Origin of the sequence: Microcystis sp. LE19-10.1B (genome assembly GCF_027530565.1) — a bacterium.
Lineage (GTDB): Bacteria > Cyanobacteriota > Cyanobacteriia > Cyanobacteriales > Microcystaceae > Microcystis > Microcystis aeruginosa.
Genome location: NZ_JAPZQM010000338.1, coordinates 1 through 9561, shown reverse-complemented (window position 1 = coordinate 9561; position 9561 = coordinate 1). Strand labels below are relative to the sequence as shown.

The window sequence follows — 9561 nt, the reverse complement described above, 5'->3', positions numbered from 1 at the left end:
TTTTAAACAGGATTTAGTATGACCCTACCAGCCTAAAAATAGCAAAAAACCCGGTGGGAAAATCTCCCCACCGGGTCAAAAAGGCAAAAGTAAAGAATTATTTCTGATCGGCCTTTTTGCTTGACTTATCGCCCATTTTGTACTTACGCAAGAAGCGATCGACCCGGCCCTCCGTATCGATCATCTTCTGGGTTCCCGTATAAAAAGGATGATTACCCGACCAAACCTCCACATGAATTTCTGGTTTTGTCGAACCCACCGTCATCACCAGTTCACCATTACAGATCACCTTGGCTTCCGGATACCAAGTAGGATGAATTTTTTTCGGCATAATAAACCTCTCTATTAACCTAACGTTTCGAGTATTGAGGCGCTTTGCGCGCTTTGTGAAGACCGTATTTTTTCCGTTCCTTCGCCCGGGGATCCCGAGTCAGATAACCTTCACTCTTGAGGGGAGGACGATTTTCCGGGGCCAATTGACATAAAGCTCTAGCGACACCCAATTTCACCGCGTCCGCTTGGCCGGTCAAACCACCGCCCTCGGCCTTAACGATGATATCATACTCGTTTTCCAGTCCCAAAGTCTCCAGAGGAGCTTTAATCGTCTGGATATAGGTGGGAATGCGGTTAAAATGGGTTTCCCCATCGCGACCGTTAACGGTAATTGCCCCCGTCCCCGGCACCAGACGCACGGCAGCGACCGCCGATTTGCGTCGTCCCGTTCCCCAATAAACTACCTTATTTTTACTGTCCGTGGCTTGCATTGACTTAATTTCCTCCTGCGGGAATCGTATTAATCGCTAAAACTTCCGGTTGTTGTGCCTGATGGGGATGTTCCGCACCGGCATAAACTTTCAGTTTCGTGAACAATTTCCGACCTAAGCTATTTTTCGGGAGCATTCCCTTAACAGCGTGTTCGATAATCCGTTCAGGAATGCGTTTTTGCAGTTTATCGAAGGTTTCTACCTTCATACCACCCGGTCTGCCGGAGTCGCGGCGATAAACTTTCTGTTGGCGTTTTTTGCCCGTCACCGTCACTTTTTCAGCGTTAATAACAATGACAAAATCCCCCGTATCCAGATGGGGGGTGAAGGTGGCTTTATTTTTGCCCCGTAGAATCATAGCGATCTCGGTGGCCAGACGACCTAGACGCTGATCGGCCGCATCGATGACGTACCATTTCTGCTCTAGAGTCTCTAAATTTGGTAGAGGTGTTTTGTTCATGGTGAGTTTGCCTTGGTTTACAAAAATTAATTTTTTTTATTGCCCACCTGGGTGTTGGGGGGTTAGAGTTTTAGGGTTTTAGTTGGAATTCCCCTATTTCCCTATTTCCCTATCTCCCTATTCCCCTATCCCCTCTGCTCGGAAATAATAAAGAGGCTGAGTCTCGCACCAGACGCTATCGGCAAAGGGAAAATCGGCGTAACCCACCCGCAGTAAACATAGTCCTTTAGCTGGTGCGGCGTATTTGACCAATTCTCGGCGCTGATTGACCCAGATGTCGGTAAAGTTTTCTAGCGATCGCTCACCAGTTCCCACCTCCACCAACATTCCCACCAATAGGCGCACCATCCCGTACAAAAAGCCATTGGCTTGAATTTCCATCTGTACAAACGGCCCTTGACGGTAGCATTCCACCCCTTGTACTTCTACCCAGGAATGGTCACGACTAGAGTTGGCACGGTGAAAGGCGGCCAGATGGTGCTTGCCCAATAAAGGCCGTAAAGCCCTGGCCATCAAATCGGCATCGAGGGGACGATGGTAGTAGTGCCAACTAAAGGGGCTAACAAAGAGATTGGGGATGGGGTCGGTATAGAGGGTGTAACGATAACGTCGCCAGAGGGCCGAGAAACGGGCGTGCCAGCGATCGGGAACCTGGGCCGAGGCCCGAATGACGATATCGTCATCTAGCCGAGCATTGAGAATCTTGACCCAATGGGAAGGTGGGATCGGACTCTGCTGCTGGAAATGGGCAACTTGGGCGGCGGCGTGAACACCGCTATCGGTACGTCCGGCCCCGTGCAGAGTGACAGCATGACCGAGAATATCGGCCAGAGCCTTCTCGATTTCCTCCTGCACGCTCCTGTGATGGGGTTGCCGTTGCCAGCCGTGGAAATTAGTTCCCACATACTGGATAACTAGGGCGATCCGCGACTGGGGGCAAGCTGTCATCGTTACATCAGTTCGATAATCGCCATGGGGGCATTATCCCCGCGACGGCGCAGGGTACGCACGACCCTGGTATAACCGCCGTTACGGTTGCCATAACGGGCCTGGGCGCCTTCAAAGAGGGCGTGAACCAGTTGTTTGTCGTAGATGTAGCCCATGGCTTGGCGACGGGCGCTCAGGGAACCGTCTTTAGCTAGGGTGATAATGTGGTCTACCTCTGCTCGCACCGCTTTCGCTTTCGCTAGGGTGGTGGTGATCTGACCATGTAGAATTAGCTGGGTGGCCAAGCTGCGCAGCAGTGCCTTTCTTTGGTCAGCTGGTAGACCCAATTGAGGCACTTTACACCGATGTCTCATGGTATTTTCCTGGAATTGGGTTTACTTGCTTTTTTCTTGGGGTAGGGTGATGCCTAACCGTTTTTGTAGGGCTTCAATGACTTCTTCAGCCGATTTCTGCCCAAAGTTTTTGATTTCTAAGAGATCTTCTTGGCTGTAATCGAGGAGGTCGGCTACGGTGTTGATCTGCGCTCGCTTCAGGCAATTGTAGGCGCGCACGGATAATTGTAGTTCCTCGATCGGAATTTGGTTTTCTTGGTTGATCTCTTGGTCGTCAAAGTTACCGGAGGATTCGAGGGCGTTGAGATCCTTGAGCGGGTTAAAGAGATTGACCAGCATATCGGCCGCTTGGGAAAGGGCTTCTTTGGGGTTAATGCTCCCGTTTGTCCAAATTTCTAAGAGCAGACGATCTCTAGCTTGACCGCTTTCGGAACGGATATCTTCGACGCTGTAGTTGACTTTGGTTACGGGCATAAAAATCGAGTCGATTTGCAGAAAGTCCAGCGAAGTGGCTTCTTCTTTACTGCGATCGATCGCCCGGTAGCCTTTGCCTTTTTCCACGCGAAATTCCATCTCTAGCTTGGCCCCTTCGGCCAGGGTAGCGACGTACTGATTGCGATCAACTATCTCGATTTCTGAGGGTAAATCGAATTGTGCCGCCACTACTGTCGCTGGTCCAGTTGCCACTAAACGCCCGATCTGGGTTTGATTGGTGTAGCTTTTGAGGATGATTTCTTTCATGTTGAGCATGAGTTCCATCACGTCCTCGCGTACCCCCTCGACGGTGGCAAATTCGTGATTGACTCCCGCGATCCGCAGGGCCGTCACGGCCGCTCCTTCCAGATTGGAAATGAGAATCCGTCTCAGGGCATTACCTACGGTTGTACCCTGGCCTCTTTCTAGAGGTTCTAGTACGAATTTACTGTACTGACTCTGATTCTTGTAAGTTTTTGCTTCTACACACTCGATTTGAAATTGCGCCACCGATTGACCTCCCTTGTTCAGTTTTCAGTTATCAGTTATCAGTTATCAGTTTTCTTTGGCTTTCAGCGTTTAGCGTTCGGCGTTTAGCTTTTTGAGCAGATGGTCTTTGACGACCGGATTCTGCTGCTGATGCGCTCAAAGCTAACGGCTGTCGGCCTCAAGATCCCTGTCACCTGAAAAAGCTGTTCACTGTTTACACTCTCCGGCGTTTGGGAGGACGACAACCATTGTGGGGGATGGGAGTCACGTCCCGGATCAGGGTGATTTCTAATCCTGCTCCTTGCAGGGCCCGGATTGCGGTTTCCCGTCCTGCCCCGGGGCCACTAACCATCACTTCTAGTTGACGCATTCCCTGTTCGATCGCTCGGCGGGCAGCGTTATCGGCGGCGGTTTGGGCGGCGAAGGGGGTTCCTTTTTTGGCTCCTTTAAAACCACTCGATCCCGCCGATGCCCAAGAGATCACATCGCCTTTGGTATCGGCGATCGTGACAATGGTATTGTTGAAGGTCGATTGAATGTGAGCGACTCCGGTAGGAATATTTTTCTTCTGTTTTTTCGGTCCGGTTTTTTTGGTTGGTCGCGCCATAGTTTTTCTTGATTGGGGGATATCGCAATGAATAAAAAATTATTTCTTGGAGGGGGCTTTTTTCTTCCCTGCCACTGTCACCCGACGACCGCGACGGGTCCGCGCATTGGTTCGCGTCCGTTGCCCGCGCACGGGTAATCCTAGCCGATGCCGACGACCTCGATAGGTGCCGATATCGGCGAGGCGTTTGATGTTCATCGCCTCCCAGCGTCTCAAATCCCCCTCGATTTGATAATTTGTCTCGATATAAGTCCGTAGCGCCGCCACGTCTTCATCGCTGAGATCCTTGACCCGAGTGTCAGGGTTAACACCCGTCGCGGATAAGACTTCTTGGGAACGCGATAGACCCACTCCGTAGAGGTAGGTCAGGGCGATTTCCACACGCTTATCGCGAGGTAGGTCTACACCAGCTATCCTTGCCACGCTTTTTCTTTCTCCCTATGAACGATTTTTTTTCCAAAAACGACTACAATTAACGGTAACGATTCTCTGCCCCAAGACAGTGACTTTGGTGGTTTAACCTTGTCTCTGCTTGTGTTTGGGGTTAGAACAAATTACCATGACTCGACCGCGCCGACGGATGACGCGGCACTTTTCGCACATTTTTTTGACAGACGCTCTAACTTTCATGCCTAAGTATTCTGGCAACACTGCAAGCTTATTATTATATCAGATTTGTTTTACCCGTGTCACCTATTTTTTTAAAATAAATTTGGCTGCTTATTAGGCTTTTTGGCTTCTCTGCCCCTCTTTATCGCTATTTTTTCTGATTTTTCAGGCGATAGGTAATTCTTCCTTTGGTTAGGTCGTAGGGGGTCAGTTCCACTTTGACTCGATCGCCGGGGAGGATTTTGATATAATTACGTCGGATTTTGCCAGATATATGGGCTAAGACGTTGAAACCGTTATCTAAATCCACCCTAAACATGGCGTTGGGCAAAGATTCGGTGACGGTTCCTTCCATTTCGATGAGATCTTGTTTAGACAAAGTTAATTCCTCAAATTTACTGGGGACAATTTATTTAATGATTCGGAGCTCTCTTGGGTTTGGTGGTTAAAATGTATTCTAAGATACATTCCTCCCAGCGGGGGGGTGGAACGAACCACAAAGACACAAAGGACACAAAGATTGATCGATCATATAGTAAGTTAAACTTATCACACAGAACCTAGTAGGAGAGCCGATTCGGCAGCAGCAACCCTGCTGTCACCACAGTTCCCCCAGTATAGCTTATCAGTGATCAGTGATCAGATGTGAGTTTTCAGTTCACAGCAAAAAAGCGCCCCATCTTCCCTCTCCCCCCGCAACGCGCACGAAGTGGTCTCCTGACTCCAGTCTCCACCCCCATCTCCCCACTACTAGGCAGTATTAAGGAGTAATATTTAGATAATCAACAGCTTAACATTGCTGTCTTTTCACTGATTACTGATTACTGTTCACTGTTCACTGAAAAGCTAGATTACTCGACGACAATTCGCCATTCATGGAGTTCGTATTCCACACAACCATTCTCGATTAAAGGATCGCGAACTATAATTGCCTGAGCCTCCTCAAGAGAATCGGCCTTAAATAATAACATTCCGCCGCCCCTTTCTGCCCAATAACCACTTTTTGCTGCTCGTCCTTGGCTAATTAAATCACGCACATAGTCCTTATGGGCGCTGACATAGCGATCGAAGGTAGTTTTATCAACAATGCCTTTTTCTATCTTGACAAACCAGGGCATAAATTCTCAGTAGGCTAGGACGGATCAACAATCATATAATTATACCGATTAATCTTGGCCGTCGAGGGTGCCATGTAACAGAGCTATACAATTAGCTTAGAGTTGTGGAAGACTGCTAGAATCGAGGTGACAGCTTCATTTCTGTAGCTTTGCTTGTTTCCATGAATCAACCCCAGGGATCTCTATTTTTTATCGCGCTTTTGCCGCCGCCAGAAGTACAGGAAATTGCCACAAAAATCAAGTTAGAGTTTGCAGAAATTTACAATAGTCGCGCTGCCCTGAAATCGCCTCCCCACGTCACTCTCCAACCCCCTTTCCGGTGGAATTTAGAACAATTACCGGATTTAGAAAGATGTTTAGAGGAATTTGCCCGCTTGCACGCTCCTATTCCCCTAATTCTCCAGAATTTTGCCGCCTTTAAACCGCGAGTCATTTATATTAATGTCCAGAAAACGCCAGAATTATTAACCCTGCAAAAACGGCTTTTACAGCAGCTAGAATCTTCCCTGAATATCATTGATAATGTCTCAAAAAGCCGAGCTTTTTCGCCCCATTTAACCGTTGGCTTCCGAGATTTAACTAAAGATAATTTCTGGAAAGCTTGGTCAAAATATGCTAATCAAGAGCTATTTTTTGAGGTGATGATCGATGAAATTACCCTCCTAATTCATAACGGTAAGCACTGGGAAATTTATCGGCAATTTTCTCTATAATCCAGACCCTTGCAGGTTTCTATCTACAGAGGAGGGAGTTATAGTGGTAAAATAGGAGAGAGCAGTTTTTAAAGCTTCATTTCTGACTTTTTTGCGAAATTTTAACCTATAGAGCGATTTTATGGCGACTCCGCCGCTCTGAAACCTATGTTACTCAAAAATCCCCCGAAAATCTCCCCCAATCTGATTAAACAGCTAGAAACGATCCTTGGTAAAGATGGAGTCATCCGTCGCAAAGATGAATTATTAACCTATGAGTGCGATGGTATCACAGGATACAGACAAAGACCCGCTCTTGTGGTACTGCCTCGCAGCACAGCAGAAATTGCGGCGGTGGTGAAACTCTGTCACGATAACGAGATTGCCTGGGTAGCGAGGGGTGCAGGAACGGGCTTATCGGGAGGGGCGTTACCCTTAGAAGAGGGGATTCTCATCGTTACGGCACGGATGAATCAGATTCTCAGGGTTGATTTAGATAATCAAAGGGTGGTGGTGCAGCCCGGGGTGATTAATAATTGGGTGACGCAAGCAGTAAGCGGGGCGGGATTTTATTATGCACCGGATCCCTCTAGTCAAATTATCTGCTCGATCGGTGGTAATGTGGCGGAAAATTCCGGCGGGGTTCACTGTTTAAAATACGGTGTCACTACCAATCACGTTATGGGCTTAAAAATCGTCCTTCCCGATGGTTCAATTATCGATGTGGGGGGTGCGGTACCGGAACAACCGGGCTATGATTTAACCGGTTTATTTGTGGGTTCCGAGGGAACTTTAGGCATTGCCACGGAAATCACCCTAAGAATCCTGAAAACTCCGGAATCTATCTGTGTTTTACTGGCCGATTTTACCAGTATCGAGGCGGCGGGCCAAGCGGTGGCGGATATTATTAAATCGGGAATGATTCCGGCGGGGATGGAGATTATGGATAATCTCAGTATCAACGCCGTGGAAGACGTGGTGGCTACCGGCTGTTATCCCCGGGATGCCGAGTCAGTTTTATTAGTGGAATTGGATGGTTTAGGGGTAGAAGTAGCCAGGAATAAACATCGGGTTGCCGAGATTTGCCGTCAAAATGGGGCGAGAAATATCACCACGGCTAATGATGCCGAAACCCGCTTTAAACTCTGGAAGGGCAGAAAAGCGGCCTTTGCGGCGGCGGGGAAAATTAGCCCTAATTATTTTGTGCAAGATGGGGTGATTCCCCGCACTCAATTGGTGTATGTTCTTCAGGAAATTAAGGCTTTAAGTGAAAAATACGGTTATAAAATCGCCAATGTTTTCCACGCCGGGGATGGCAATTTACACCCGTTAATTCTCTACGATAATAAGGTGGAGGGTGCCTGGGAAGAAGTGGAAGAGTTAGGCGGTGAAATTCTCAAACTTTGTGTGCGGGTTGGGGGCAGTTTATCGGGGGAACATGGTATCGGCATCGATAAAAATTGTTATATGCCCGCTATGTTCAACGAGATTGACTTAGAAACTATGGGCTATGTGCGGGATTGCTTTAATCCCAAAGGTTTGGCTAACCCGGGGAAATTATTCCCCACCCCGCGCAGCTGTGGGGAAGCCGCTAATGCCAAAATACAAGGGTTTGCGGGGGTGGATGTGTTTTAGGTTATCGGCAGTAATAGACCTCTTGCAGAAATCAAAATCGTTGTTAGGGTTAGGAGTCAGTAGCCAGTAGTCAGTAGTCAGGAGAATTAAGAATGAATAACAATCAATTAAATGGTCTATTTACAAATTTTATGCCATTTAATCCTTATTTTTGCTGTTTTTGAACCATGAAAAATTAATTATGCAAGAGGTTTAATGATTTTTCTGACTGATGACTGATGACTGATGACTGATTACAGTCCACCTTGGGGTCCTAGGGGCAGATTGATATTAGAGGCGAAAACTGGGAGTTGTCTTTCCAGAAAGCGTTGAGTGACTAATTCTCGGAAAATCTCTAGATCTTTTTGCCATTGTCCCAGATATTGTTTGAGCAGATTTAATCGATCGCTGCCCTCGGCCAGATTATAGTTAAAGTTACCGGCAAATAATAGCGCCCCTAAAATTTTGCCATCGGGTAATTGTAATTTTGCCTCGTTAATCGCCACGGATAGCTGAGAGGTTTCTAGCTGATAAAGTAGATTGATGCTGGCTTGTAGGGGGGCTATACCGAAATTGTGCCAAGGACCGGGGGCGAGAAGAGTTTCGGTGATATATTTTTTAGCGGCATCGGGGCTACTAGGGAGAGGAACAATGCTTTTCGGGGCGATACTCAGGGCTTGATATTCGGCTAAAGGGAGTTTATCTAGATATAAACCAACAATTTCTGGCAGTTTCAGTTTCAGGCTATCGGGAGAGTTAATTATCTCCACAAAGGTAATTGTCCGGGGTTGGGCGACGATGCTGATACCATTTTGAAAATTAACTTGAGCGTAATTAGGATTGAGTACCGGCTGGCCATTTAATTCCCAGTCGGGGGGAACTATTCCCGAATATTTGAGGAAATCAACCGTTAGCATGGCGGGATTGAGGCTTTTGGCTGTAATTGCGATGGAAAGTTCTTGTATTTCCCGCAAACTAGCCAGAGGTTGATTGGAGTTATTGTCAGTGGTGGTAATCATCGGTTTTCTCCGTGGATATTTAAGTTTTGTCTCTAAGTAGGTGGGGGTTAAAAATTGTTCAGATCCGCCCCTTATTAAGGGGGATTAAGGGGGGATCGGCACCCCCCTTATTAAGGGGGGATTAAGGGGGGATCTAAAGACAAAATCTATCTTCAATTTAATTGAAACCACTTAAGTAGGTAGGCGTTAAAAGTTGTCAGACACCCCCCTTATCAAGGGGGGCAGGGGGGATCCCCCCGCCTATCGGCACCCCCCTTATCAAGGGGGGCAGGGGGGATCGAACCTAAAATCCATTTTTAATTTATAGCGTTTCTGATTCACAAGAGGTACATTCCCGATCCTGAACAGCTTAATCAGCAAAGGTTTAAGTGTGCCGCACAGATGCGAGAACCGCTATAATTATAACCAGCTACTTACTTAGGGTTACAGTTAAAT

Annotated in this window: 14 protein-coding genes; 2 read left to right on the top strand and 12 right to left on the bottom strand. The window is 47.5% G+C overall.

Going from position 1 to position 9561, the window contains the following annotated elements:
* Positions 1-97 precede the first annotated feature (97 nt).
* The 11 genes from rpmE to O9332_RS12150 all read right to left on the bottom strand — a co-directional run bounded on the left by rpmE (position 98) and on the right by O9332_RS12150 (position 5801).
* The gene (gene rpmE / locus O9332_RS12200; protein ID WP_002760058.1) at positions 98-331 is read right to left on the bottom strand and encodes a 50S ribosomal protein L31; all 234 of its coding nucleotides are present in this window, start codon (positions 329-331) and stop codon (positions 98-100) included.
* Positions 332-350: 19 nt separating this feature from the next.
* The gene (gene rpsI, locus O9332_RS12195) at positions 351-764 is read right to left on the bottom strand and encodes a 30S ribosomal protein S9 (protein WP_002760057.1); all 414 of its coding nucleotides are present in this window, start codon (positions 762-764) and stop codon (positions 351-353) included.
* Between the two features lie 4 nt (positions 765-768).
* Positions 769-1224, bottom strand: coding sequence for a 50S ribosomal protein L13 (gene rplM, locus O9332_RS12190; RefSeq protein ID WP_002780818.1), 456 nt, complete (start codon positions 1222-1224; stop codon positions 769-771).
* Between the two features lie 117 nt (positions 1225-1341).
* Positions 1342-2172: a tRNA pseudouridine(38-40) synthase TruA gene (truA, locus tag O9332_RS12185; protein ID WP_288025768.1), complete on the bottom strand. Its 831-nt coding sequence runs from the start codon at positions 2170-2172 to the stop codon at positions 1342-1344.
* Positions 2173-2174: 2 nt separating this feature from the next.
* Positions 2175-2525 (bottom strand): 50S ribosomal protein L17, encoded by a 351-nt coding sequence (gene rplQ / locus O9332_RS12180; RefSeq protein ID WP_002760055.1) that lies wholly within the window; start codon positions 2523-2525, stop codon positions 2175-2177.
* Between the two features lie 21 nt (positions 2526-2546).
* Positions 2547-3488: a DNA-directed RNA polymerase subunit alpha gene (locus O9332_RS12175; protein WP_002737965.1), complete on the bottom strand. Its 942-nt coding sequence runs from the start codon at positions 3486-3488 to the stop codon at positions 2547-2549.
* A gap of 193 nt (positions 3489-3681) precedes the next feature.
* The gene (gene rpsK, locus O9332_RS12170; RefSeq protein WP_002735413.1) at positions 3682-4074 is read right to left on the bottom strand and encodes a 30S ribosomal protein S11; all 393 of its coding nucleotides are present in this window, start codon (positions 4072-4074) and stop codon (positions 3682-3684) included.
* Positions 4075-4113: 39 nt separating this feature from the next.
* Positions 4114-4497, bottom strand: a complete 384-nt coding sequence (rpsM, locus tag O9332_RS12165) for a 30S ribosomal protein S13 (protein ID WP_002735415.1) — start codon at positions 4495-4497, stop codon at positions 4114-4116.
* A gap of 93 nt (positions 4498-4590) precedes the next feature.
* Positions 4591-4704, bottom strand: a complete 114-nt coding sequence (rpmJ, locus tag O9332_RS12160) for a 50S ribosomal protein L36 (protein WP_012593611.1) — start codon at positions 4702-4704, stop codon at positions 4591-4593.
* A 127-nt stretch (positions 4705-4831) separates the two neighbouring features.
* Positions 4832-5062, bottom strand: a complete 231-nt coding sequence (gene infA / locus O9332_RS12155; RefSeq protein WP_002737109.1) for a translation initiation factor IF-1 — start codon at positions 5060-5062, stop codon at positions 4832-4834.
* Between the two features lie 472 nt (positions 5063-5534).
* On the bottom strand, positions 5535-5801 hold the full coding sequence (locus O9332_RS12150) for a YciI family protein (RefSeq protein WP_288025766.1): 267 nt from the start codon (positions 5799-5801) through the stop codon (positions 5535-5537).
* 161 nt (positions 5802-5962) lie between these two features.
* Between O9332_RS12150 and O9332_RS12145 the strand changes: the two genes are divergently transcribed.
* Both O9332_RS12145 and glcD read left to right on the top strand, forming a co-directional pair.
* Entirely contained in the window at positions 5963-6514 is a 552-nt protein-coding gene (locus O9332_RS12145) for a 2'-5' RNA ligase family protein (RefSeq protein WP_002760053.1), read from the top strand.
* A gap of 147 nt (positions 6515-6661) precedes the next feature.
* Entirely contained in the window at positions 6662-8128 is a 1467-nt protein-coding gene (gene glcD / locus O9332_RS12140; RefSeq protein WP_002760051.1) for a glycolate oxidase subunit GlcD, read from the top strand.
* A 233-nt stretch (positions 8129-8361) separates the two neighbouring features.
* On the opposite strand, the gene O9332_RS12135 is transcribed toward glcD, so the two are convergent.
* Positions 8362-9126, bottom strand: coding sequence for a hypothetical protein (locus O9332_RS12135; RefSeq protein ID WP_002760049.1), 765 nt, complete (start codon positions 9124-9126; stop codon positions 8362-8364).
* Positions 9127-9561: the final 435 nt, after the last annotated feature.

Excerpts from the sequence above, each read along its gene's own strand:
- rpmE (WP_002760058.1), bottom strand. The coding sequence starts at position 331 with ATGCCGAAAAAAATTCATCCTACTTGGTATCCGGAAGCCAAGGTGATC.
- rpsI (WP_002760057.1), bottom strand. The coding sequence starts at position 764 with ATGCAAGCCACGGACAGTAAAAATAAGGTAGTTTATTGGGGAACGGGA.
- rplM (WP_002780818.1), bottom strand. The coding sequence starts at position 1,224 with ATGAACAAAACACCTCTACCAAATTTAGAGACTCTAGAGCAGAAATGG.
- truA (WP_288025768.1), bottom strand. The coding sequence starts at position 2,172 with ATGACAGCTTGCCCCCAGTCGCGGATCGCCCTAGTTATCCAGTATGTG.
- rplQ (WP_002760055.1), bottom strand. The coding sequence starts at position 2,525 with ATGAGACATCGGTGTAAAGTGCCTCAATTGGGTCTACCAGCTGACCAA.
- rpsK (WP_002735413.1), bottom strand. The coding sequence starts at position 4,074 with ATGGCGCGACCAACCAAAAAAACCGGACCGAAAAAACAGAAGAAAAAT.
- rpmJ (WP_012593611.1), bottom strand. The coding sequence starts at position 4,704 with ATGAAAGTTAGAGCGTCTGTCAAAAAAATGTGCGAAAAGTGCCGCGTC.
- O9332_RS12150 (WP_288025766.1), bottom strand. The coding sequence starts at position 5,801 with ATGCCCTGGTTTGTCAAGATAGAAAAAGGCATTGTTGATAAAACTACC.
- O9332_RS12145 (WP_002760053.1), top strand. The coding sequence starts at position 5,963 with ATGAATCAACCCCAGGGATCTCTATTTTTTATCGCGCTTTTGCCGCCG.
- glcD (WP_002760051.1), top strand. The coding sequence starts at position 6,662 with ATGTTACTCAAAAATCCCCCGAAAATCTCCCCCAATCTGATTAAACAG.
- O9332_RS12135 (WP_002760049.1), bottom strand. The coding sequence starts at position 9,126 with ATGATTACCACCACTGACAATAACTCCAATCAACCTCTGGCTAGTTTG.